This window comes from Amycolatopsis aidingensis, assembly GCF_018885265.1.
GTDB lineage: Bacteria > Actinomycetota > Actinomycetes > Mycobacteriales > Pseudonocardiaceae > Amycolatopsis > Amycolatopsis aidingensis.
The window spans coordinates 419560-443496 of the sequence record NZ_CP076538.1 but is presented as its reverse complement, the minus strand read 5'-3'; the positions used below and the strand labels follow the sequence as shown (position 1 = coordinate 443496).

Sequence of the window (23937 nt, the reverse complement as noted above, 5' to 3'; positions counted from 1 at the left end):
GTCCTTTCGGTGCTGGGTCATTTGCCGGACTGCAGTGCGCTCCAGGTGTTCGGCCCGACGATCCCGTCCACGCCGAGTCCCTTGGCGGACTGGTAGTCCCGCACCGCGGATTCGGTGTTCGGCCCGAACAGCCCGTCCATCGCCAGGCCGGCGGAAAGCGCCGCGTTCAGCGCCCGCTGCACCCTCGTCACCGCCGCGCCGGAATCGCCATCGCGCAGCAACGGCGTGGAACCCGCGGACAGCAGGGCCGTCCAGGTATGCGAGTCGACCTCACCGGTGGCGCTCAGCCCCACCTCACCCTGGAACCCCCGGACCGCGGTCGCGGTCTGCTCGTCCAGCACGCCGGAGGGGTCGCCGTCGCCGGCCTGGTGGCCCGCGGCCCGCAGCAGGCACTGCGCGGCGGTCACCCGCGCTCCGGTGCTGCCCGCGGACAGCGCGGGGTAATCGGGAAAGTCCAGCCGGGCGGTCACGCACGGGTCGGGTTCCGGCGGGTTACCGGCCCGCACGTCCAGGTAGTTGCGGTCGATGTTGATCGAAACGCCGCCGTGCCGTTCGGTGACCGGCCCGTGGTACTGCTTGATCCGCTGCCCGTTGGCCCACTTGCCATCGTCGAGGTAGCGGCCGAAGTCGGTGTTGGCCTCGCCGTTCCACCAGGCGCCCCAGATGTGGTCCGGCAGGGTGTAGCGGGTGCTGCCGTGGTGGTCGTTCATATCGGAGACCCCGGAACCACCGCTGGAGTAGAAGCCGGAGAGGTAGCCGTGCTGGTGCAGCCGCTCGGTCCAGCCGCTGGTGTGCGCCAGCACCGCGCCGCTGCAGCTGCTGGTGCGCGAGTAGGCCTCGATATCCAGGTAGATCGCGGTGCCCTCGCCGAGTCCGAGTCGCTTGGCCGCGGTCACGGCGGTGTTCGCCTCGGCGATGCCCTGCTGCTTCGCGGTCGCCGGATTGCTGGAGAACCGGCTGCGGAAGTCGGTGCACGGCGCCTGCGGCCCGACGTGGATCGGCATCAGCCGCCAGTCCCTGCCGACCTGCCTGCTCACCCAGTTCGCGGTGAGGTTGCCCTGCCCGCAGGCACGCATGTTGCCGCTGATGTAGACGCCGATCGCCTGGTACGGCGAGGAGCGCCAGGCGTCCATCGCGGAGCTGGAAGGGGCGGCGCACGCGTCGAAGCCCTTGCCCCGGTAGGTGCCAGGCTGGGCGGCGACCATCGCGCCGGCCTCGGCGGTCCCGAGCTCCCTCGGCAGCGACTCGGGGGTGGCCGCGCCGCTCAACGTCGCCGACCGCAGCACCTCGGCGACGGCGGCGCCGTCGGTCCCGTTGTGCACCGCGGTGGCCAGCACGCCTGCCGCCTCGACGGCGAGCTCGAAACCACCGTCCCGCCAGGCGGCTCCGGCCGGGTCGAGCGCGGCGGGGGCAGGGGTGGCGGTGCCGGGTTCGGCCAGCGCGGGCTCGCCCTCCGCCGCGGCGAGCGAGGCCGCGTCCAGCGGTTGCAGCAGCAGCCCGGCCTGCCTGCCGACCGCGTCTCCTCCGCAGGAGGCCTGGTCCCCTGGGCGGCCGAGATAGACGGTGGGGACGTCGAAGCGGACACAGGCTCCCGGCTGTTCGGCCAGGTCGACCACCCGCCAGGTGTCCGGGACCTGCACCAGGTAACCCCGGTAGTCCACGGCCCTGGTGTCCGTGGCCTCGGCGGTACCGCCGAGCAGGCAGGCACTGGCGATCGCCCCGGCGAGCAGTCCGGTAACGGAACGGGGAGTTCGCATCGCATTCCTCCTTCTGAACCACCGAAATCCGAGCCCGGGACACTCGGACGCGCCGACCCTAACCGCGGCCAAAGGCCACAACCAGGAACACGTGACCCGTTTCCCGCATATTCACTCAAACGAACCCATTACCAACCTGGACCTGCCGTTTCAGCCCTACATTAGGCGGAAAAGTTGGGGTTATTTTGGCTTTCCCGGCACCCTTGAGCCGACCTTCGGAGAGGTGTTCCTTTCCAGGTATGCGACGATTTCTTATTCCGGTCGTGGGTGTTGTGGTCGGTGCGTTGATGGCCCTCGGCCTGCCCGGCGTGGCCGGCGGCGCGGCTTCCTGGCCGCTGGTGCGGGACGGGAACCAGGGCACCAATGTCCGGACCGTGCAGCACCTGGTGACCCACCACGGCCACACCACGGCCGTCGACGGCATCTTCGGCCCGAACACCGAGCGCGAGGTGCGGAACTTCCAGCAAGCCGAAGGGCTGGCGGTGGACGGGATCGTCGGCCCGAACACCTGGGCCGAGCTGGTGGTCCCGGTGGCCGAGGGCAGCACCGCGACACACGCCGTCGAAGCCGCGCAGGAGCAACTGAACAAGCACGGGGCCGAACTGTCGGTGACCGGCAGCTTCGACGCCGCGACCGCCACCGCGACCCGCGAGTTCCAGGACGAGCACGGCATCGACCCCAGCGGGACCGTGGACAACGCGACCTGGCGTGAACTGATCGCCGGGGTGGGTGCGGTCGGCGGATACTCCCTGCCGCTGGACCGGGGTGCGCAGCCGCGCAGCGCCTACGCCGCCTCGCACCACGACTACCCGGCGATCGACCTCCCGGTCCGGAGCGGGCACTCGGTGTACGCGGTCAACGGCGGCCGGGTGGTGAAGATCAGCGGGGGCAGCTGCGGCTACGGCGTCCAGATCACCGCGCGGGACGGCGGGGTCTACACCTACTGCCACTTCCGCTCCCCGGCCCTGGCCAGCGGCGAGGTCGAGGCAGGCAAGCTGCTCGGCTACTCCGGCAACACCGGCAACACCACCGGGCCGCACCTGCACCTGCAGCTCAAGTACAACGGCAGCTGGCTCTGCCCGCAGCGGCTGCTGCTGGCGATCTACGACGGCGACCCGGTGCCATCCCTTGGCTCCCTCCCCACCTCCGGCTGCACCCACTGAAGTGCCCTGAACGTGGCCTTCCGGACGTCTGACGACCCAAAAGTGCCGTTCGCGACGACCACCGTCGCGAACGGCACTTTCCGGGTTTGTCCGGGTCTGGGGGGATCAGCTGGTGCGGAGGGCGTCGCGGAACCTGACCTTGGCGCCGGTGCGCATCACGGCGTTGCGGTAGATCCGGCCGGCCAGCCAGATCAACGCCGGGATCATCGCGGCCACCAGCACGAGCGCCAGCGCCGCCTGCCAGATCGGTACCCCGCCCATCGCCAGCCGCATCGGCATCAGGGTCGGGGAGAAGGCCGGGATGATCGACATCGTCTCGGCGAGGGAGTTACCGGGATCGCTCGGCAGGATGGAGATGCCGACCACCCAGCCCGCGATGATCAGCATCAGCGGCGGGGCGACCGCGCCGCCGACGTCCTCCTGCCGGGAGACCAGCGCGCCCAGCGCGGCGAACACGATGGCATAGCTGAAGAATCCCAGCAGGTACCAGACGATCAGCCAGACCACGGTGCCCGCGGCCGCCGAGACGGACAGGGTCAGCACGCCGGTGGACAGGCCGGAGACCACCCCGACGATCGCGATCGCGGCCATCTGCACCAGGCCGAGCGTGCCGATGCCGAGCACCTTGCCCGCCATCAGCTGCCAGGGGCGGATGGTGGACAGCAGCAGCTCCACCACCCTGCTGGTCTTCTCCTCGACCACGCCCTGGGCGACGAGCTGGCCGTTGATCAACACCGACATGTAGATCAGGCCGCCGACGATGATGCCGATGATCAGCTGCTCGGGGCCGTAGTCGTTCGGCGGGTTCAGCGGCCTGACCTGCACGGAAGCCTCGGCCACCGCCGCGTTCACCCGCGCCGGATCGCCACCGAGGTCGGTGATCTCCTGGTTCAGCGCCAGCTGGCTGGCCAGCACGTTCAGCGCCGTGCGCAGGCCACGGTCCAGGTCCTGGTCGACCATCACCTCCAGCCTGCTGCCGTCCCCGACCACCAGGGCGTCCAGGTCCCCGGACTCGACCCGTTCCCGCCCCGCGGCCTCGTCCGCGACGGTCGGGGTTTCCACGGTCTGGCCCACGGTGGTCGCCGCGGCTCGCATCGGCGCGGCGAGGCTGCTGTTCTGCGCGGTGAACCCGACCGTGGCGTCCGCCCCTCCGCTGCCGCTGACCAGCTTCATCACCACGGTGAACGCGACGATCAGGATCATCAGCAGCAGGGTGGTCACCACATAGGCCTTGGACCGCAGCCTGGTGTTGATTTCCCGCGAGGCCACCAGAAGTATCGAGTTCATGCCGCTTTCCCTTCGCTGGCACCGTGCTCGGTGACGACGTTGCGGAACAGCTCGGTCAGGCTCGGCTGCCTGCGCGCGAACTCGCGCACCGGACCGGTCGCCAGCGCGGCCTTGAGCACGAGCTGATCATCGGCGCCGGGGCCGAGCTCGAGCACCGTCTTGCCGTCCTCGTGGCCGACCGTGCCGACCCCGGCGATCCGGTCCGCCCAGCCCGGTTGCGCCGCCGGAGCGTCCACCACCAGCTGGACGTTGCCGCCCGCGGACAGCTCGGCGACCGTGCCGCAGGCCACCATCTGTCCACTGCGGACGATGCCGACCCGGTCGCACAACCGCTCGACCAGGTCGAGCTGGTGGCTGGAGAACACCACCGGGGTCCCCCGCGCGCACTTCTCCCTGAGCACGGTGCTCATCACGTCCACCGCGACCGGGTCCAGCCCGGAGAAGGGCTCGTCCAGCACCAGGATCTCCGGGTCGTGCACCAGCGCGGCGGCCAGCTGCACCCGCTGCTGGTTGCCGAGGCTGAGCTTCTCCACCGCGTCGTCCCGCCGCGCGGCGACGCCGAGCCGCTCCATCCACTCCTGCGCGGACCGCCATGCCTCGGCCTTGGACATGCCGTGCAGCCGCGCGAGGTAGACCAGCTGGTCGGCCACCTTCATCTTCGGGTACAGCCCGCGCTCCTCGGGCATGTAGCCGATGTGCCGCCGGTTCTCCAGCGTGATCGGCCTACCCGCCCAGCGGACCTCGCCGGAGTCGGCGGTCAGCACGCCGAGGGCGATTCGCATCGCGGTGGTCTTGCCCGCTCCGTTGCTGCCGACGAAACCGAAGAGCTCGCCCGCCCGCACGTCGAAGGTCATCTCGCGCAGGGCGACCACCGATCCGTACCGCTTGGAGATCCGGTCGATCTCCAAACGCTGGCCCTGTCTCATCCTTACCTCCCCATCTGCTCGTGGTTAAAAGTGATATCACTATGCTATGGTTGTGACAACACCGGGGACCGAAAGGGGACAAGAGATGACGCAGCAGCAGCTAACCGGCGGACCCGAGGAGATCCAGCTGGACATGCCGAAACCGCAGGTCACCGAGCGGCAGGCCCGCTCGGTGAGCGGGTTCCCCGTACTCGGGGTGGTACTGCTGGCCTTCCTCGGCGGTGGTCTGCTGGTGGTGCTCGGCATCGTGCAGGCTGCCGACGGCAACCAGGGCGCGGGTATTCCGATGATCATCGTCGGCTCCTTGCTGGTGCTCGCCGCGCCGGTACTGGCGGGAGGACTCACCCCGGTCGCGCCGGGGGAGGCGCGGGTGGTGCAGTTCCTCGGCCGCTACACCGGCACCCTGCGCTCACACGGGTTGCAGTGGGTGAACCCGATCTCAGTGCGCAGCGCGGTGTCCACCCGGATCCGCAACCACGAGACCGGCGTGGCCAAGGTGAACGACGCCGACGGCAACCCGATCGAGATCGCCGCCGTGGTGGTGTGGAAGGTGGAGGACACCGCGCAGGCGATGTTCGAGGTGGACGACTTCGTGGAGTTCGTCAGCATCCAGAGCGAGACCGCGGTGCGGCATATCGCCAACAGCTACCCCTACGACGCCCACCAGGAGCAGCGGTCCTCACTGCGGGACAACACCCAGGAGGTCGCCGAGCAGTTGTGCACCGAGATCGCCGCACGGGTGGCCTCGGCCGGGGTGACCGTGATCGAGTCCCGGATCACGCACCTGGCCTACGCGCCGGAGATCGCCCAGGCGATGCTGCGCAGGCAGCAGGCGGGCGCCGTGGTGGCCGCGCGCAAGCGGATCGTGGAGGGCGCGGTCGGCATGGTGGAGATGGCGCTGGACCGGCTCGCCGAGCAGGACGTGGTGGACCTGGACGAGGAGCGCAAGGCCGCCATGGTGAGCAACCTGTTGGTGGTGCTGGTCGGCGACCGGGACACCCAGCCGGTGGTGAACACCGGGTCGCTCTACCAGTAACGGTTCCCGATGACGGAGCGGAAGAAGGTCCTGCTCCGGCTGGACCCGGCGGTGCACGACGCACTCGCCCGCTGGGCGGCCGACGAGTTGCGCAGCACCAACGCGCAGATCGAGTTCCTGCTGCGCAAGGCCCTTTCCGACGCCGGGCGGCTCCCTGGCAACGTGCACAAGATGCGACCACGGGGCCGCCCGCGAAAGGGCGACCGGGAAGACCACCGGGAAGACGACCAGGACGGTCCCCAGAACAGCCCGGAGTAGCCCGCTCAGCGGCGCTTCGACCGGCGGGCGCGGACGGCGATGGCCACCTCGGTGGCGACCGCGGCCGCGCCCGCCACGGCGTTGGCCAGCCGCAGTTTGTCCTTCTCCTTGCGCGCCTGGCGCAGCTTGCTCACCGCGAACACCAGCCCGACCACGGCGCTGGCCAGCCCGAGGAGACTGCCCTCCTGCTTCACCCTGGACTCCCCTTCCTGCTGCGATCAGTCCGCGACCAGCCTAGACCGGGAACACCCCGGCGTGGGTACGGGCGACGCCCGCCCCCCGGAAAAGTATCCGGTACATTATGTTCCAGGTACTTACTCGGCTCCGGGAGGACGCGATGACCAGTTACTTCGTCACCGGCGGCACCGGTTTCCTCGGCCGCAGGCTGGTGCGCAGGCTGCTGACCAGGCCGGACTGCGCCCGGGTGTACGTGCTGGTGCGCCAGCGGTCCAGGGAGCGGCTGGCCGAGCTCACCGAGCGGTGGCCGAATCCGGAGCGGGTGGTCCCGGTCTCCGGCGACCTCACCGCGGACGGGCTGGGCGTCGACCCGGCGAGCCTGCCCGAACCGCCGGAGCATGTGGTGCACCTCGGCGCGATCTACGACATGACCGCGGACCAGGAGGCCAACGAGGCCGCCAATGTCGCAGGGACCCGCAACGTGCTCGCCTTCGCCGAGCGGGCCGGGGCACGCTGGCTGCACCACGTGTCCTCGATCGCTGTGGCTGGCGAGCACGAGGGCCGGTTCACCGAGTCGGACTTCGACCTCGGGCAGCGGCTGCCCTCGCCCTACCACGCGACCAAGTTCGCCGCGGAGAAACTGGTGCGGGAGCAGGACGCGGTGCCGTACCGGATTTACCGGCCCTCGGCCGTGGTCGGTGACTCGGTGACCGGCGAGATGGACAAAGTGGACGGTCCGTACTACTTCTTCCCCGCGTTCTCCCGGATTGCCCGGCTGCCGGCCCGGCTGCCGCTGGTGGGGCCGGAACTCGGCGCGACCAACATGGTGCCGGTGGACTACGTGGTCGAGGCCATGGAGCACCTGATGCACGCCGAGGCCGCCAACGGGGCGACCTATCACCTCGCCGCGCCCGAACCGCAGCCCCTGCACGAGGTGTACAACGCCTTTGTCGGCGCGGCGGGTGGCCCGCGGATCGTGCGCACCCTGCCGGTGAACCTTTCCGGCGCGCTGCGCCGGGCCGGACACGCGCTCGCCCGGCGGCGATCCTCGGTACGCCAGCAGGCACTCGCCGCCGCGCTGACCGAGCTCGGAATCCCGGCCGAGGTGCTGCCCGTACTCACCCTCGCGGTCCGGTTCGACACCACCGCCACCCGCGCGGCACTGGCCGGAACCGGCATCGAGTGCCCGCCGCTTTCCAGCTACGCCGGGCGGCTGTACCGGTACTGGGCCGAGCAGCTGGATGCCGACCGGGTCCGCAGGAGCGCACGCGGCAACCCGCTGCGTGGCAGGCGGGTGCTGATCACCGGTGCGTCCTCCGGGATCGGCAGGGCCACCGCACTGCGGGTGGCACGCCATGGTGCCATCGTGCTGCTGGTGGCCAGGCGGTCCGACGAGCTGACCGCGGTGCGCGAGGAGATCCAGGCGGCGGGCGGGCGAGCCGAAATCCATCCGTGCGATGTGACCGACCCCGAGGCGGTCGACGCGATGGTCAAGCAGGTGCTCGCCGAGCACGGCGCGGTGGACATGCTGGTGAACAACGCGGGCCGGTCGATCCGCCGTTCGGTGGCACACTCCACCGGCAGGCTGCACGACTACGAGCGCACCATGGCGCTGAACTACTTCGCCCCGCTACGGCTGACCTTCGCCCTGCTGCCCGCGATGATCGAGCAGCGGTTCGGGCATATCGTCAACGTCACCACGCAGGGCCTGCAGAACCACACCCCGCGGTTCTCCGCGTACCTGGCCTCGAAGGCCGCGCTGGACGAGTTCGGCAAGGTGGCCGGGCGGGACCTGCTGGCCGAGGGAGTGACCTTCAGCTCGGTGCGGGTGCCGCTGGTGCGGACCGCGATGAGCGCGCCGAGCGCGAAGGTGTTCCGCAGGCTGCCCTCGCTCAGCCCGGAGCAGGCGGCGACGATGATCGTGCGGGCGCTGGAACGCCGCCCCGAGGTGGTCAACCTGCCAGCGGGCACCGCGGCCGACCTCGCCGACCGGCTGGCCCCGCACACCATGCGCACCCTTACTCATCTGGCGGCATACCAGGCGATGCCGGAAACCGCGCCGGACACCCGGCAGGCCGAGGGCCGCAGGCATCCGGTGGTCGCCGTGGTCGCCACCCTCACCCGCCTGCTGTGGCGGGGGTAGGTTTGCGGAGGTGGCAGGTGGAGTGAAGGGCAGCACGGGCAGGCCGGACGGCCGAGCCACCCGCTGGGAGGGGCAGCGCGAGCGCAGGCGTGCCGAGTTCGCCGAGGCCGCGATCACCGCGATCGAACGGTACGGCCCGGACGTGCTCACCGAACAGATCGCCGCGGAAGCCGGGGTCGCCCGGCCCCGGTTGTACCGGCACTTCGAGGGCAAGGCCGACCTGCAGCACACGGTGTGCCAGCGCATCGTGCGGCGGCTGATGGCCGAGCTGGCCCCGGTCTGGCGGGCGGGGGGCTCGCCGAACGAGATCATCACCTCGGCGATCGACACCATCGTGCGCTGGCTCGGCACCCACCGGCAGCTCTACCGCTACCTGGTCCGGCATTCCCGCCGGGATCCCGCCGGCCGCGGCGACGCGATCACCGACTTCACCGGGACGTTCGCGGTGAACCTCGGCAGGCTGCTCGCCGGGGCCCTGCGCGCGGCGGGCCTGGACGAGCGCGGCATGGAACCGTTCGCCTTCGGGCTGGTCGCCTTCGTCGAGGCCGCGATCGGCCGGTGGCTGGCCGAGGCGGAAGGCGGCACGGCCGAGCAGTTCACCGCCGAGCTGGCCCGGTCGGTGTGGCGGTTGATCGAGGGCATGCTCGGCGAGCGCGGGCTGCGGCCCGACCCGGAGCGACCGTTGCCGGACAGTGCCGGAATCGACCTGCTGGACCCCAATCCCCACTGAGCCCGGTGCGCCGTGCGTCACGATCGCGCCTTCTCGAACACAGCTAGGCCGAACGGCTCATATCAGCATTATGTTGACCGTGAATGTATTGGTCTGGACAAATTGTCCCGCTGTCCCTAGCGTTGCCCCCCGAACCGCCGCCGCGCCGCAAAACCACCGCGCCGACTTCCCGAGGAGGCACCTCGCCGATGGCCGAAGTAGCTCGTCAACGCATCCGATCGCTGCTGGATGACCTGGACCAGGGTTGTGCGGAAGCGATTCCCGCTGCCGCCGGGCTCGTGCTGAACGCCATCGAGAGCGGCGGGGTGGTGCACGCGGCCGGTGCGGGTCATTCGCTGGCGATGGTGTGCGAGACCTTCTACCGGGCGGGCGGCCTGGCCGCGGTACGCCCGCTGTGGGAACCGGCGGTGCTGCCGCTGACCGGCGCGCTGCGCAGCACGGACGCCGAGCGGGAGTTCGGCCGCGGGCGGGCGCTGGTGCAGTCGGCGGCGCCGGTACCGCCGGACGTCATGGTGGTGTTCTCCACCAGCGGCCGGAACCCCTACCCGGTGGAGATTGCCAAGGAGGCGCGGGCAAGGGACGTGCCGGTACTCGCGGTGACCTCGCTGCCCGCCTCGGCGGAGGCCACCGACCGCGCGGGCAGCAGGCTGGCCGACCACGCCACCATCGTGCTGGACACCGGTGTGCCGCCCGGCGACGTGGTGTACCCGGGCGAGGAGCCGCGTACCTGCGCGGTATCCACCATCCTCGGCGCGTACCTGTGGTCCATGCTGCTGGCACGGCTGCACGACCTCGCGGACGAGCGTGGCGTCCGGCTTCCGGTGTGGACGAGCTCCAACGTGCCCGGCGGGGACGAGCGCAACGCCGACCTGCTCGCCCGCTACGGCGAGCGGATCCCGGAGCTGGCCACGCTGCGCTGACGGGTGCGCCCGCACGCGGCCGTGGCGTGGTAGGTGTAAGGCGTGCCGCAACCGTTTCGTGGGTCTGTGCTGGAAGCGACGCTGGAACGGATCACCTTCGCCAACGAGGACACCGGCTACACCGTCGCCAGGGTGGATCCCGGCCGCGGGGGTGACCTGGTCACCGTCGTGGGCTCGCTGCTGGGCGCGCAGCCGGGTGAGGCGCTGCGGATGGTCGGCCGGTGGGGCTCACATCCGCAGTACGGCAAGCAGTTCCACGTCGAGGACTACAGCACCGTGCTGCCCGCGACGGTGCAGGGGGTGCGCCGCTACCTCGGTTCCGGGCTGATCAAGGGCATCGGCCCGAAGCTCGCGGAGAAGATCGTCGACCACTTCGGGGTCGGCGCGCTCGAGGTGATCGAGCACGAGCCGGACCGGCTGATCGAGGTACCCAAACTCGGGCCGAAACGCACCGCGCTGATCGCGAAGGCGTGGGAGGAGCAGAAGGCCATCAAGGAGGTGATGGTCTTCCTCCAGGGCATCGGGCTGTCCACCTCACTGGCCGTGCGGATCTACAAGCAGTACGCCGACTCCTCGATCGAGGTCGTGCGCACCGAGCCGTACCGGCTGGCAACGGACGTGTGGGGAATCGGGTTCAAGACCGCCGACACGATCGCCAAGGCGGTAGGCATCCCGCACGACAGCCCGCAACGGATCAAGGCCGGCCTGCAGTTCACCCTCTCCGAGGCCACCGGCAACGGGCACTGCTTCCTGCCGGACCAGGAACTCATCGCCGAGGCGATCAAGATCCTGCAGGTGGACACCGGACTGGTGATCGACTGCCTGGCGCAGCTGGTGGATGAGGAGGGCGTGGCGCGCGAGGAGATCCCCGACGCGGACGGCGAAGAGGTGCGAGCCATCTACCTGCTGCCCTTCCATCGCGCGGAGATCTCGCTTTCCGCCCAGCTGCTGCGGCTGCTGCGCACCAGCGCCGACCGGCTGCCCGCCTTCGCGGGCGTCGACTGGGCGAAGGCGCTGTCCTGGCTGCACGGCCGGACCGGCACCGAACTGGCCCCGGAGCAGGAGTCCGCGGTCCGGCAGGCACTCACCGAGCGGATCTCGGTGCTCACCGGCGGGCCCGGTTGCGGCAAGAGCTTCACCGTACGCTCCATCGTGCTGCTCGCCGCCGCGAAGAAGGCCAAGATCGTGCTGGCCGCGCCAACCGGGCGTGCGGCCAAGCGGCTCACCGAACTCACCGGGCACGAGGCGGCGACCGTGCACCGGCTGCTCGAGCTCAAGCCGGGTGGGGACGCCGCATACGACCGGGACCGGCCGCTGGAGGCCGATCTCGTCGTGGTGGACGAGGCTTCCATGCTGGACCTGCTGCTGGCCAACAAGCTGGCCAAGGCCATCGCCCCCGGCACGCACCTGCTGCTGGTCGGAGACGTGGACCAGCTCCCATCGGTCGGCGCCGGTGAGGTGCTGCGCGACCTGCTCGCCCCTGGAACGCCGGTGCCGCACGTGCGGCTGACCCAGATCTTCCGCCAGGCTGGCGAGTCCGGCGTCGTCACCAACGCGCACCGGATCAACGCCGGGGAATACCCGCTCACCAAAGGGCTTCCGGACTTCTTCCACTTCAATGTGGACGATCCGGAGGAGGCGGCGAAGCTGACGGTGGACGTGGTGGCCCGGCGTATCCCGGCCAAGTTCGGCCTGAACCCGCGGCGGGACGTGCAGGTGCTGGCCCCGATGCACCGCGGCCCCGCGGGGGCAGGCGCGCTGAACGCCCTGTTGCAGGAGGCCCTGACCCCGCCCCGGCCCGACCTGCCGGAGCGCAGGTTCGGCGGGCGGGTCTTTCGGGCCGGGGACAAGGTCACCCAGCTGCGCAACAACTACGACAAGGGCGCGAACGGGGTGTTCAACGGCACCCAGGGAGTGGTCGTCCGGGTCGACCTTGACGAGCAGCAGCTCATCGTGCGCACCGATGACGAGGAGGAGGTGGAGTACGAGTTCACCGAGCTGGACGAGCTCGCCCACGCCTACGCGGTGAGCATCCATCGCTCGCAGGGCAGCGAGTACCCCTGCGTGGTGATCCCGGTGACCACCAGCGCGTGGATGATGTTGCAGCGCAACCTGCTCTACACCGCGGTGACCCGGGCGAAGAAGCTGGTCGTGCTGGTGGGCTCGAAGAAGGCCATCGGGCAGGCGGTGCGCGCGGTCGGCGCGGGACGCAGGCACACCGGCCTCGCGCACCGGTTACAGGAGGCGCCAGGGTAGGCCGCGTTCCGGCAGCGAGGTCAGCGGAACAGCATGCAGGTGGTAGTGCCGTGCGCAAGCAACCGCCCCGCCGCATCGGTGATCCGGCCCTCCGCCGTGGCGGTGCGGGTGCCGACATGGATCACGGTGCCCTCGCCGCGGATCCACTCCTCGTCCAGCCGGATCGTGCGGACGAAGTTGACCTTCAGCTCCAGCGAGGTGTACCCGGCACCGGCGGGCAACGTGGTGTGCACGGCGCAGGCCATCGCGGAGTCCAGCACCGTGGACGGGATCCCGCCGTGCACCGTGCCGAGCGGGTTGGCGAACTCCGGGCGGGGCCGCAGCCCGAAGACCACCCTGCCCTCCTCGACCTCCTCGATCTCCATGCCGAGCAGCGAACCGATACCCGGCGGGCGCTGCTCCTCGGGCAGCGTGCTGGCGAGGCGGAGCAGTTCCAGTCCGGACATACCGGCGGGGTCCACGGCGGTCATGGCGTCCTCCCAAGCGGGTTAGGAAACTGAACCCTATAAGTTCACTTTTCTAACCGGCAAGGTAGTATCGGTCACATGCGCTGGTCGGAGATCCGGAACGAGGACTGCTCGGTGGCCCGCGCCCTGTCGGTCGTCGGCGAGCGCTGGACCATGCTGGTGCTGCGCGAGGCCTTCAACCGCACCCGGCGGTTCGAGGACTTCCAGCGGCGGACCGGTGCGCCGCGACCGGTGCTGGCCGAGCGGCTGCGCGCGCTCACCGAGGACGGGGTGCTGCACCGGACCCGCTACGCCCGGCGGCCGGACCGGTTCGAGTACCGGCTCACCGAGAAGGGGCTGGACCTCTACCCGGTCGTGGTGTCCCTGATGGCCTGGGGCGACCGGTGGATGGCCGGCGAGGAGGGCCCGCCGGTGCGGCTGACCCACCGCGCCTGCGAGACCACGGTGACCCCGCGGCTCACCTGCCCGGCCTGCGGCGAACCGGTGCGCGCGCGGGACATGCGGGTGGCGCACTGAACACCGCACGGCAGGGGATCCCGCGCCAGTCGGTCCCCGGCTCGAGCCGCTCCCCCTTCATCGCGAGGGACAACGCGTCCAGGTTCCCGCCCGCGCCGATCACCGCGTCGTAGAGCACCACCGAACGCGGTCCGATGCTCGCGCCCGCGCCCACGGCGACGGTGGACATCTTCATCACCCGATCCTCGAACAGGTGCGTCTGCAACGAGGTCAGCGGACCGATGGCGGCATCGTCGCCGATCCGCACCAGGTCGAACTCGGTGAGGAAGGTGCTGGCCAGCCACACCCGCCTGCCGATCCGGGCGCCGAACAGCCGCAGCAACACCGGCAGCAGCGGGGTCCCGGCGAGCGCGCCGAGCAACGCAGGCACCGCCGCCGCCTCGTACAGCCCGGTGATCAGCTCGGTCCGCCGGACGAAGGTTCCCCACAGCGGTTCCACTCGTGGCCGGTACCGCCCGACGATGATCCACTTGAGACAGACGACAACGAGCACGACCGCGAGTCCGGCGACGAGCGGCAAAACCGGGGCCAGCACCACGGCGGCAAGCAGGCCGCCGGAGCGCCCGGCGGCGAGCAGGACGAGGAAGCCGCCGAGCACCGCGACCGCCAGTACGGTGGCCGGGAGCACCACCCGGAGGAACTCGATCGCCAGCCTGCCTGCCACCCGCCCCGGCGCGGGCCGGAAGGTCAGCTCCTCGGCGAAATCCGGGCTGCTCTCCCGGCGCGGCAACCGGATCGGCGGGGAGCCGATCCAGGACGTCCCCGTGGGTGCGTGCCGCGGTGCCAGGCTGTGCGCGCCGACCAGCGATCCGGCGCCGAGCAGGCTGCCGGACCGCGCGAGCGCGGCGTTCCCGGCAAAGGAACGTCGCTCCATTGTGGTGTTTCCGAGTACCAGGTAGTCACGGTGGTGGACGGCAGGCCCGGCCATCACCTGATCGGCGAGGAAGCACTCCGCGCCGAGCCGCAGCAGATCCGGGTCGATATGAGCCACGGTGGACACTTCGGACCGTGGACCGATCCGCGCGCCGAGGGCGCGCAACCACCCGACCGTGTAGAGGGTGGCGTACAGCGTCGGGGTGGTCGCCAGGCTGATCTCCAGCAACTTGTCACTGAGGTACTTGCGCACCCCGAGCGCGGAACGCGCAGGCAGGATCCCGGTCGGCGTCCTGCGCAGCACGGCGTGCTTTCCGGCAAGCACCAGCAGACAGGTAGTGAACACGAACAGCGGCCCCGCGGCCAGTGCGGCCAGCAGGGCCGCACCGGCACCACCGGCCAGTGCCCGGCACACCAGCAGCAGGCCGGGCACCGCGGCCGCGAACGGCAGCAGCTCCACGGCCAGCCAGCTCACCGCGAACCCGAGCAGCAGCCTGCCGGACCATGGCGGCACGGCGGGCAACCGCTCCACCGCCGCCAGCACCGGGTCCGGGTCATCGCTGGCGGCAGGCGAACCGGTCCACCGCCTGCCTGGCGGCACGGACTGCCCGGCTGCCAGCAGCGAATGCTCGGCCAGCTGCCCGCCGTCTGCCACCCGGCAACCGGGCGCCAGCACGGCACCAGCGCCCACGAAGGCCCGTGCGCCGAGGCAGACGTGGCCCAGGGTCAGCACCCCGCCCGTCACCCGCACCGTCTCCAGCCGTGCGCCGTAGCCCACCGCGGCGCCGGCGCCGATCTCGGTGAGGGACGGCAGGGTGATCCCAGCGGTGGCAAGCTGGCAGCCTGCGCCGACCCTGGCCCCGAGTGCCCGCAGGTACGGGCCGAGTAGCGGCGAACCGCCGAGCGAGCCGAGCGGCGCCAGCGCCAGGAGTTGCCCGATCAGCCAGACCCGCACATGGGTACCGCCCCACAGCGGGTAGTCGCCCGGCCGCAAACCCGCGCTCAGTAGCCGCACCCCGAGGATCGGAAGCAGCAACCGACCCGGTAACAGGCTCGCCAGCGCCACCAGCCCGCCCTGCCACAGCACGGTCGCGTCCGGCGCGCCACCCCGGACGGCGACCACCGCCGCCACCGGCGCGCCGATCAGGAGCAGCAAGGCCAGCCTGCAGGCCAGCTGCGCCAGCCCGGCTCGGGCCACGACCCCGCGGCGGGGTACGAGAGCGTCTGGCTCGACCGTCCTTTCCCGAGGACCGTGCCGTTCGATCGTGCCTGCCAGCCCACGAACCGTGGGCTTGGCGTACAGCTCGGCAACCGAAAGCCCTGGCGCCGTCCCCTCGGCACGCAGCCGCCCAACCACCGTGGTCGCCAGCAGCGAGTGCCCGCCGAGATCGGTGAAGAAGTCCGCGGTCACCGACACCCGCTCGGGCGCGAGGTCCAGCACCTCGGCCCAGACCGTGACGATCGCGCGCTCGGCGGGAGTGGCAGGGGCGAGGACCGGACCTGAGCGCGGGAGCGTCCGTCCCCCGCCGGGCTCGGGCAGCGCGCCCCGGTCGACCTTCCCGCTCGGCAGCGTCGGCAACGTGTCCAGCACCTCGAGATGACTGGGCACCAGGTAGCCGGGCAGGTTCCGGCGCAGCAGCTCCAGCAGCCGGGCAGGCAGGTCCGGGGCCGCGACACCGGTGGTCACATAGGCGGCCAGCCCGGTGCCACCGGACAGCGGCTTGGCCGCGGCACCGGTCACCGCATCGTCGGCGAGCAGCAGGCCCTCGACCTCCTGCAGGTCCACCCGATGCCCCCGGATCTTCACCTCGCTGTCCGCCCGGCCAAGAAAGGCGATCTCCCCGCCCGGCAGCACCCGCCCGAGGTCCCCGGTCCGGTAGACCCGGCCGTGTTCGGTGCGGCGGAACCGCTCCGCGGTCAGCTCGGGCCGGTTCAGGTAGCCCCTGGCCACCCCCGGCCCGCTGACGCATATCTCGCCGACCGTGCCGTCCGGCACCGGGCGCAGGTGCTCGTCAAGGAGTTCGACCCGGTATCCGGGCAACGGCCTGCCGATGGTGACCGGCCGCCCAGGGTGCAGTTCGGCCCAGGTAGCTGTCACCGTGGTTTCGGTCGGGCCATAGGTGTTCAGCATCAGCCTGCCGACCCTGCTCCACCGGCGTACCAGCTCAGCCGGGCAAGCCTCCCCGCCGACGATCACGGTGCGCAGCGCGGGCAGCTCGGCGTCCAGGGTGGCCAGCACGGTGGGCACGCAGTACAGCACCGTGATCCGGCGCTCGGCGAGGAAGGTGGCGAGTCCCGCGCCGAACCGCCCCTCGCCCTCCGGACCGGCTACCAGCGTCGCGCCCACCGCCCAGGTCGGCCAGATCTCCTCGATCGAGAAGTCGAAGGCGAGGGTCATCCCCTGGTAGACCCGGTCACCGGGGCACACCCGGTAGATCGGGGTCGCCACCTCCAGGAAGTGCATGATGCTGGACTGGGCCACCTCCACCCCCTTGGGCCTCCCGGTGGAGCCGGAGGTGTAGATGACGTAGGCGGCCGCGTCCGGTACCGGTTCGGGTTCCGGTTGCCAGGGCGGGTAGCCCGCCACCCGCGGCTCGATCTCGGACATCCGCAGCACCGGGCACGGCGGGGTGCGCGCGGGCGGTTCGGCGCAGAGCAGGAGGGACAGCGCGGCATCCGCGGCAATGAAGGTGACCCGGTCCGGCGGGGCGGCCGGGTCGATCGGGACGAAGACCGCGCCCGCCTTCACCACGGCCAGTAGCGCGACGTAGGCATCCACCGACCGGGGCAGCCGGATGCCGACCCTGCCGCCTGGCCGCACCCCGGCCGCGGCGAGGTAGTGCGCGAGGCGGTTGGCGCGTACGTCCAGCTCGGCGTAGGTCAGACTGCTCGCCCCGCACTCCAGCGCCACGGCATCCGGCCGGACGGCGCGGGTGGCTTCGAACACGGTTCGCAGGCCGCGCAGACTCCTCCCGGCGACGGTGGTCATGACGCCACCGGTACCGGTGCGAGCGCCGTCCTGGCATTGGCATAGCGCCGGGCCAGCACGGCGCAGACCATCAGCTGAAGCTGGTGGAACAGCATCAGCGGCAGCACGATCAGCCCGACGCCCTGGTCGGCGAACAGCACCGCCGCCATCGGAACCCCGCTGGCCAGGCTCTTCTTCGAGCCGCAGAACACGATCGCGATCCGGTCCTCGAGGTTGAAACCGAGCCAGCGTGCGCTGCCACTGGTGACCAGCAGCACCAGCCCGAGCAGCGCCGCGCTGACCGCGAGCAGCGCGCCGAGCCGCGGCACCGGCAACTGCTGCCAGATCCCGGCCTGCACTCCCTGGCTGAACGCCGAGTACACCACCAGCAGAATCGAGCCGCGGTCCACATACCCGAGCACCCGCCGGTTGCGGGTGATCCACTCCCCGATCCAGCGCCGCAGCAGCTGCCCGGCCGCGAACGGCAGCAGCAGTTGCACGCCGATGTCCAGCATCGGCTGCGCGGAGATACCACCCCTGGTGGCCAGCAACAGGCCGACCAGCACCGGGGTGAGCACGATCCCGGCCAGGTTGGACAGCGAGGCGCTGCAGATGGCCGCGGGGACGTTGCCCCTGGCGATGGAGGTGAAGGCGATCGAGGACTGCACGGTGGATGGCAGGACGCACAGGAACACCAGCCCGACGTAGAGCTCACTGGTGAGCACCGCGGGCACCAGCGCGTGCGCGGCAAGGCCGAGCAGCGGGAAGAGCACGAAGGTGCTGGCGAACACCACCAGGTGCAGTCGCCAGTGCCGCACCCCGTCGGCCACCGCGCGCGGCGAGAGCCGGGCGCCGTAGAGGAAGAACAGCAGACCGACCGCGATATCCGCGCCGCCGTCCACGACCGCGGTACCGGCGCCCCGCGCGGGCAGCACCGAGGCCAGCGCGACCGTGCCGAGGAGCGCCAGGAGATAGGGATCGACAAACCGACTCACGTGTTTCAGTGGATGGATCATGGGAGCCTCCTCCCGGACCGGGCGGCCCCGGCGCATGGCTGGTGCGCCGGGACCGCCCTGGCGCCGGATTGCCTCAGCTGCCGACCAGCGCCGGCTTCGGGTGGTGCCTGCTGATGTTCTGCTCGAGCAGCAGCAGCGACTCTGCGACGCCGACCTGGTCCTCGCCCTGCGGCAACCGGCCGTCGTTGTGCTTCAGCGCGGTCAGCGCCCGGTCCATCGCCGACTGCGCGGCGAACAGGCAGGGCGTGCTGTAGATCGCGACGTCCACACCGAGCCGTTCCAGCTCCGACAGCGAGAGCCGCGGGGACTTCCCGCCCGCGATCTGGTTGAACAGCAGCGGCTTGTCCCCGATCACCGAACGGATCCTGGTGATCCAGTCCGCGCTGCGCACGCCGTCGACCAGGATGACGTCGGCGTCGGTCGCCGCCAGCGCCTCGGCCCTGCGCAGGATCTCGGCTTCCTCGGTGGCGTCCGTGCGGGCCACCACCAGCAGGTCGCGGCGGGTTCGCAGCACCAGCTCCAGCTTCTCGAGGTACTCCGGCAGCGGCAGCACCTGCTTGCCCTCCACATGGCCGCAGCGCCGGGGGCGCTTCTGGTCCTCGAGGATCACCCCGGAGGCACCGATCGCCTCCAGGTGCTCGACCACGTGGCAGGCCACCTCCGGGTCGACATAGCCGTCATCGATGTCCACCAGCAGGTGATGCCCTGGAAAGGCGAGGCGCAGCCGCTGGACGAAGCTCACGATGTCCGGCCAGGCGATGAACCCGATATCCGGCAGCCCGTAGTACGACGCGGCGAAGCCGAACCCGGACACGAAGAACCCGTCGTAGTGCTGCGCCGCCACCGACGCGGAGAACATGTCGAAGACTCCGATAAGCGGCGTTACGCCACCTTCTGAAACATTGTTCCGTAAATTCTGCCCAGGGCGCATTGCCCCTCCTCGGGGTTGTTGGTACATATTTCAATCAATGAGGTCCGCAACAAATCGGACCCCGCTCCCGCTACGCCACGGGAAGGCCGTGATCACTGGTGCACTCGCAAGTAAGGCGTGGCAGCGTGGATGCTTCTGCCGATACCGCGGTACGCGCCAAAACCGAACGGCTTTCATCTTGAGTACCCGACCGGGAAGGGTCAAGGGAGGTGGTGCACATCCCAGGAAATGAACGAAACACCGCACACCACCAGGGAAAGCGGTATTTTTCAATTGTCTGAATTGAACCGCCGAATCGGCCGCCCACCAGCGGATCTCCACCGGAAAACGCAAAGCGGGTCACTCCGGCAGCACCGGGATGGCCACCATTCGTTCACCAATCGTTCACCAGGCGCGCGGCGGCTCCCCGGCGCGGCCCGGTACGGCCGTCCGGCGGCCCGCACGCGACGGCCACGGTCCCCGCGCCCGCGGCGGCGCGTATCCCGTCATCGCAGCTCAGACCCCGTATCCGCAGGTCAGGGGCCACTCTGCTACTCTCTTCCGCGGAGGATTGGCCGAGCGGCCTAAGGCGCACGATTGGAAATCGTGTTGGGTGTGAAAGCCCTCACGGGTTCGAATCCCGTATCCTCCGCACCTGGCTGGCGGCGTGTCCCGAGACAACCTCGGGACACGCCGCCAGCCATATTCGCGGGGGAGAACCCCCATAGGACCAGTCGAACACCCACCCGCCGTCTGTCCGGAATCGCCCGGTCACGCTAGGTTTGTTGAAGGTAGACCTACCCAGCTCCAAGGAGTCCGCCCCATGCCCGGAGTGGAAGAGATCCGCGCGGGGATCGCCCTCGCGAACGAGAAGGCTTCCGCCAGCATTGCCGCCCTGCAACAGGCCGCCCAAGCCCTGGAGGAAGCCCAGCAGTCACTGGCCGCGGCGACCTCAGGCAGCACCCAGGCCGAGGTGAACCAGGCACACGGGCTGCTCGCCGAAGCCCTGCAAGGCATCAACGGCACCCAGAGCACGATCCAGGCCTGCATCTCCTCGGCCGACTCGTACTCCGCGCGGCTGTAGCCGATGTCGCTGGACGAGCTGCGCCACCTGCTCGCCGCGGTGCACGGCGGGATGGACGACGCGCGGGCGCACTTCGATCGGGCCCGAGGGTTGCTGCAGGAATCCCGGCGCGCCATCGTGGATGCGCAAGCACAGGCCCAACCCTGGCTCCCGCCGCAACTGGCCAAGGCCTTCGACCAACTCGACACCCAGACCGGAAGGCTGGACAACGCGGACGAGCTGTTGACCCGCTATGAAGCACGGCTGTAGGTGACCCGCGTGATCGGAAGGAAGGCCGGCGAGCAACGCGCGCGGGTGATCTCCGCGCTGGATCAGCTGCGCAAGCAGATCGGGCTCGCCCTTGGTGCGGCGACGAATGCCAGGAAGTCGGCCGAGAACCAGCTCGCCAAGCTGGAGCTGGAGCAGTCGATCGTCCAGGCCGGGATCGAGCAGGCCGCGGCGGACCCGCGGGTCGTCGAGCGGGCGAACGAACCGGAGATGGCCGGGGTGTTCGCCTGGCTGGACACGGTCCGTAAGCAGTTCTACGGGGAATGGTCCGACGGGCCGAACCGGTTGCGGGAGCTGGTCGCGGCCAGTGCTCCCGGCGCCGCGGGCAAACCCCCTGGCGAGTGGCTCGGCCGGGTCGGAACGCACAGCGGGGTGATCGCCCCGGAGCTGTGGCGGATCGGCTCGGCCGTGGTGGATGGAGGTGACACCGGCCGCACCCCCGGCACCGAGCTGACCTTCGATGTCGCGGTCCCGCTGCTGGACGAGTCGCACCTTTCCATCACCTCCGCGCCGAAGACCCGCCCGAGCATCGACGCGCTGGTGGAGAACCTGCTGATCCGGGTGCTCAGCACCTTCGAGCCCGGCGCGGTGCGGGTGCACCTCTGGGACGTCGGGCAGCTCACCGCGGTGCTGCCGAACTTCTACGCCCTGAGCCGCACCAGCGCGCTCACCGTGCACGACCCGACCCGGCTGGTCGACCTGCTGGACGAGCTGGCCGGGCACATCCGGCGGATCCACGCGCACACCATGCAGGCGGGGTACACCTCGTTGCAGGCCGCGCGCAGGGACACCGGGCGGCGGATCGAACCATGGCGGATCGCCGTGCTCTACGGCAACGGCGAGGAACTGCAACCCGAGCAGCTGCGCGAGCTGAAGCGGGTGGCCTCCGGGGCGCTCGCCGCGGGCATCTCGCTGATCCTGGTGGACGTGCCGACCGCGCTCGGCGGCGCGGTGGAGAGCATCAGCCTGCTCGACGAGCGGCACGCGATCACCAGCATGACCGGTTCCGACCTGGTGGTCCGGCTGGACCGGCCGCTGCCTGCCGGGCAGGTCGGCACCGCGGCGAGCCGGATCGCCGAGGCGCTCATCGCCAAGCAGGGCGGTCCGCGCTCCTTCGCCGACCTGCTGCCAACCGAGCTCGGCAAGGATCGCTCGGCAAGGGAACTGCGCGCCCCGGTCGGGTTCTACGAGGGCGAGCCGGTGGAGGTGGTGATCGGTGACGCCAGCCCGCACGCACTGATCGGCGGGCCGAGCGGCTCCGGCAAGACCAACTTCCTGTACGCCCTGCTCGGCAGCCTGTGCGCGCGCTACTCGCCGGAGGAGTTCGCGCTGTACCTGCTGGACTTCAAGGAAGGCGTGTCCTTCGCCGGGCTCGCGCCGGGCCGCAAGGACGAGAGCTGGCTGCCACATGCCCGGCTGGTCGGGGTGAACGTGAACACCGACCGGGAGTTCGGGCTCGCGCTGCTGCGGTTCCTCGCCGACGAGCTGCGCAGGCGTTCGGCCGCGGCCAAGGACCACGAGGTGACCCACCTCGCCGAGCTGCGCGAGCAGGACCCGGATGGGCACTGGCCACGGATCGTCGCGGTGATCGACGAGTTCCAGTACCTGTTCGCGGGCCGGGACACGGTCACCGCGCTGGCCACCTCGCTGCTGGAGGACATCGCCCGGCGCGGCCGCTCGCAGGGCATCCACCTGGTGCTGGCCAGCCAGGACGTGGCCGGGATCGAGGCGTTCTGGGGCAAGCCCGCGGTCTTCGAGCAGTGCACGCTGCGGATCGCGATGCCCAAGGCGCGCCGGGTGCTGTCCGAGACCAACCAGGCCGCGGTGTCCGCGCCGAAGTGGCATGCCGTGGTCAACCACGACTCCGGGGTGGCGCACGGCAACCAGCTCGCGCATATCCCGGACGCTAGCGCGAAGGGCGTTTTCCCCGGCTTGCAGCAACGGCTGTGGGAACGTTATGCCGCCTCGTCCCAGCGGCCCCGGTTGTTCGACGGGGCGCACGCTCCGGTGCTGGAGGAGTCCCGCGCGTTCACCGAACTGGAGTACGTGAGCAGGCCGAAGGCGCTGCTCGGCCAGTCCATCGAGGTCACCGAGTCCGCCCGCGGGGTGGAGCTGTCCGGCGCCCCCGGCCGCAACGTGGCGGTGCTCGGTACCACGCAGAAGGAAGCACTGTCCATTCTGAACTCTGCGGTGCGCTCGCTCGCCCGCCAGTACCAGCCCGGCGAGGCCGTGTTCGTGCTCAGCTGCCTGGTGGAGACCTGCACCGAGGCGGTCAGCGGCCTGTGCGACTGGCTGGCCGGTGCGGGGCACAAGGTGGAGCTGGTGGCACCGGCCGATCTCTCCGGACGGGTACACGCCCTCGCCGATGATCTGTCCGATGTAGACATCAAACGGATCGTGACGCTGTACGGCGTGGACGCGGCGCTGCCCGCGCTGGAGCAGAAGTCACCCGGCCAGGCCAGCGGGCTGGACCAGTTGCGTGTGCTGCTCAAGCAGGGACCCGCCAACGGGTTGCACGTACTCGGCTGGTGGCGCGGGGTCAGCAGACTGAAGGACACCCTGGGCTTCACCGGGACCGACGACATCGGCGCCTGGGCCGCGCTGGACGTGCAGGGCAGCGAGCTCAGCCCGTTCTGCGCGGGCCAGGTGGTGCACTGGGCGCCGCGCCCTGGCCGCGCGCTGTTCTTCGATCGCAGCACGCACAGCGCGCCCGAGGTGATCATTCCCTTCCACCAACCGGATCCGGGAGACGAGGAATGACCGAAGGCAGCACGGCCGCGATGCGGTACAAGGAGATCATCGGGCTGGCCCGCAAGGCCGCGGACGACCTGCGGTCCTGGGAGCTGAACCGGGCCGACGAGCTGGCCGCCGCGCGGGCCACCGCCGAGGCCGAGGTCGCCGCCGCCGTCGAGCGAGAGCAGACCACCGCCGAACGGGCGAACCGCTGGTGGCGGATGGCGGCCGACAACATCGACCGGTTGTCCTGGCTGGAGGCCGGGGCGGCCCCGGAGCCGATCGACTCGGCAAGGGGCGAGTGGCTGGACCGCTACCTCGAGGATGTGCGGCCCGCCTACCAGGAACTGAACCACGCCATCCTCAGCCTCGGCTGGCGCGCCCGCTGAGGCGGCCCGCACGTACGGGAACGGCAAACCCACGCGCGTGGCGGGCAAACACGCGTATGTG

Annotated in this window: 20 protein-coding genes and 1 tRNA gene; 13 read left to right on the top strand and 8 right to left on the bottom strand. The window is 70.6% G+C overall.

What is annotated here, in order from left to right; all coding sequences use genetic code 11:
- Nucleotides 1-17 precede the first annotated feature (17 nt).
- Nucleotides 18-1757, bottom strand: a complete 1740-nt coding sequence (locus tag KOI47_RS35355; RefSeq protein ID WP_232376491.1) for a glycoside hydrolase domain-containing protein — start codon at nucleotides 1755-1757, stop codon at nucleotides 18-20.
- Between the two features lie 263 nt (nucleotides 1758-2020).
- Here KOI47_RS35355 and KOI47_RS02225 point away from each other — a divergent pair, with 263 nt between their 5' ends.
- Entirely contained in the window at nucleotides 2021-2920 is a 900-nt protein-coding gene (locus KOI47_RS02225; RefSeq protein ID WP_216213395.1) for a peptidoglycan-binding protein, read from the top strand.
- A gap of 105 nt (nucleotides 2921-3025) precedes the next feature.
- Here KOI47_RS02225 and KOI47_RS02220 read toward each other — a convergent pair whose 3' ends face one another.
- Together KOI47_RS02220 and KOI47_RS02215 are read right to left on the bottom strand one after the other, a co-directional pair.
- Nucleotides 3026-4207 carry an ABC transporter permease gene (locus KOI47_RS02220; RefSeq protein ID WP_216213391.1) on the bottom strand — a complete coding sequence of 394 codons (1182 nt, stop codon included), beginning with the start codon at nucleotides 4205-4207 and terminating at the stop codon, nucleotides 3026-3028.
- Nucleotides 4204-5133: an ABC transporter ATP-binding protein gene (locus KOI47_RS02215; RefSeq protein ID WP_216213388.1), complete on the bottom strand. Its 930-nt coding sequence runs from the start codon at nucleotides 5131-5133 to the stop codon at nucleotides 4204-4206. Before KOI47_RS02215 ends, KOI47_RS02220 begins: the two co-directional genes overlap by 4 nt.
- An 85-nt stretch (nucleotides 5134-5218) precedes the next feature.
- Here KOI47_RS02215 and KOI47_RS02210 point away from each other — a divergent pair, with 85 nt between their 5' ends.
- Nucleotides 5219-6169 (top strand): SPFH domain-containing protein, encoded by a 951-nt coding sequence (locus KOI47_RS02210; RefSeq protein WP_216213385.1) that lies wholly within the window; start codon nucleotides 5219-5221, stop codon nucleotides 6167-6169.
- Nucleotides 6170-6178: 9 nt separating this feature from the next.
- Complete coding sequence (locus tag KOI47_RS02205; RefSeq protein WP_216213382.1) at nucleotides 6179-6427, top strand: hypothetical protein; 249 nt, start codon at nucleotides 6179-6181, stop codon at nucleotides 6425-6427.
- A gap of 5 nt (nucleotides 6428-6432) precedes the next feature.
- Here the strand turns inward: KOI47_RS02205 and KOI47_RS02200 are convergent, their stop codons facing one another.
- A complete protein-coding gene (locus KOI47_RS02200) occupies nucleotides 6433-6621 on the bottom strand; it encodes a hypothetical protein (protein ID WP_216213378.1) in 189 nt (62 codons plus the stop codon).
- 143 nt (nucleotides 6622-6764) lie between these two features.
- Between KOI47_RS02200 and KOI47_RS02195 the strand changes: the two genes are divergently transcribed.
- The 4 genes from KOI47_RS02195 to recD2 all read left to right on the top strand — a co-directional run bounded on the left by KOI47_RS02195 (nucleotide 6765) and on the right by recD2 (nucleotide 12653).
- The gene (locus tag KOI47_RS02195) at nucleotides 6765-8747 is read left to right on the top strand and encodes an SDR family oxidoreductase (protein WP_216213375.1); all 1983 of its coding nucleotides are present in this window, start codon (nucleotides 6765-6767) and stop codon (nucleotides 8745-8747) included.
- A gap of 10 nt (nucleotides 8748-8757) precedes the next feature.
- Nucleotides 8758-9477, top strand: a complete 720-nt coding sequence (locus tag KOI47_RS02190) for a TetR/AcrR family transcriptional regulator (RefSeq protein WP_232376490.1) — start codon at nucleotides 8758-8760, stop codon at nucleotides 9475-9477.
- Between the two features lie 188 nt (nucleotides 9478-9665).
- A complete protein-coding gene (locus KOI47_RS02185; RefSeq protein WP_216213372.1) occupies nucleotides 9666-10397 on the top strand; it encodes an SIS domain-containing protein in 732 nt (243 codons plus the stop codon).
- A 66-nt stretch (nucleotides 10398-10463) separates the two neighbouring features.
- Nucleotides 10464-12653, top strand: a complete 2190-nt coding sequence (recD2, locus tag KOI47_RS02180; RefSeq protein ID WP_216213368.1) for an SF1B family DNA helicase RecD2 — start codon at nucleotides 10464-10466, stop codon at nucleotides 12651-12653.
- 20 nt (nucleotides 12654-12673) lie between these two features.
- On the opposite strand, the gene KOI47_RS02175 is transcribed toward recD2, so the two are convergent.
- On the bottom strand, nucleotides 12674-13123 hold the full coding sequence (locus KOI47_RS02175) for a PaaI family thioesterase (RefSeq protein ID WP_216213365.1): 450 nt from the start codon (nucleotides 13121-13123) through the stop codon (nucleotides 12674-12676).
- Between the two features lie 75 nt (nucleotides 13124-13198).
- On the opposite strand from KOI47_RS02175, the gene KOI47_RS02170 reads away from it, so the two are divergent.
- On the top strand, nucleotides 13199-13636 hold the full coding sequence (locus KOI47_RS02170; RefSeq protein ID WP_216213362.1) for a winged helix-turn-helix transcriptional regulator: 438 nt from the start codon (nucleotides 13199-13201) through the stop codon (nucleotides 13634-13636).
- Here the strand turns inward: KOI47_RS02170 and KOI47_RS02165 are convergent.
- From KOI47_RS02165 to KOI47_RS02155, 3 genes are all read right to left on the bottom strand, one after another.
- Nucleotides 13578-17498: a Pls/PosA family non-ribosomal peptide synthetase gene (locus KOI47_RS02165; RefSeq protein ID WP_216213361.1), complete on the bottom strand. Its 3921-nt coding sequence runs from the start codon at nucleotides 17496-17498 to the stop codon at nucleotides 13578-13580. The genes KOI47_RS02170 and KOI47_RS02165 overlap by 59 nt on opposite strands.
- A complete protein-coding gene (locus KOI47_RS02160) occupies nucleotides 17495-18472 on the bottom strand; it encodes a bile acid:sodium symporter family protein (RefSeq protein WP_232376489.1) in 978 nt (325 codons plus the stop codon). Before KOI47_RS02160 ends, KOI47_RS02165 begins: the two co-directional genes overlap by 4 nt.
- A gap of 94 nt (nucleotides 18473-18566) precedes the next feature.
- Entirely contained in the window at nucleotides 18567-19424 is an 858-nt protein-coding gene (locus KOI47_RS02155; protein WP_216213357.1) for an isocitrate lyase/PEP mutase family protein, read from the bottom strand.
- A gap of 544 nt (nucleotides 19425-19968) precedes the next feature.
- Between KOI47_RS02155 and KOI47_RS02150 the strand changes: the two genes are divergently transcribed.
- The 5 genes from KOI47_RS02150 to KOI47_RS02130 all read left to right on the top strand — a co-directional run bounded on the left by KOI47_RS02150 (nucleotide 19969) and on the right by KOI47_RS02130 (nucleotide 23876).
- Nucleotides 19969-20055, top strand: a tRNA-Ser gene (locus KOI47_RS02150).
- Nucleotides 20056-20226: 171 nt separating this feature from the next.
- The gene (locus KOI47_RS02145) at nucleotides 20227-20487 is read left to right on the top strand and encodes a hypothetical protein (RefSeq protein ID WP_142000026.1); all 261 of its coding nucleotides are present in this window, start codon (nucleotides 20227-20229) and stop codon (nucleotides 20485-20487) included.
- A gap of 3 nt (nucleotides 20488-20490) precedes the next feature.
- Nucleotides 20491-20736 carry a hypothetical protein gene (locus KOI47_RS02140; protein ID WP_216213355.1) on the top strand — a complete coding sequence of 82 codons (246 nt, stop codon included), beginning with the start codon at nucleotides 20491-20493 and terminating at the stop codon, nucleotides 20734-20736.
- A 12-nt stretch (nucleotides 20737-20748) separates the two neighbouring features.
- Nucleotides 20749-23514, top strand: a complete 2766-nt coding sequence (locus KOI47_RS02135; RefSeq protein ID WP_216217022.1) for an FtsK/SpoIIIE domain-containing protein — start codon at nucleotides 20749-20751, stop codon at nucleotides 23512-23514.
- On the top strand, nucleotides 23511-23876 hold the full coding sequence (locus KOI47_RS02130; RefSeq protein ID WP_216213353.1) for a hypothetical protein: 366 nt from the start codon (nucleotides 23511-23513) through the stop codon (nucleotides 23874-23876). The genes KOI47_RS02135 and KOI47_RS02130 overlap by 4 nt, the downstream gene beginning before the upstream one ends.
- The last annotated feature ends 61 nt before the right edge of the window (nucleotides 23877-23937 follow it).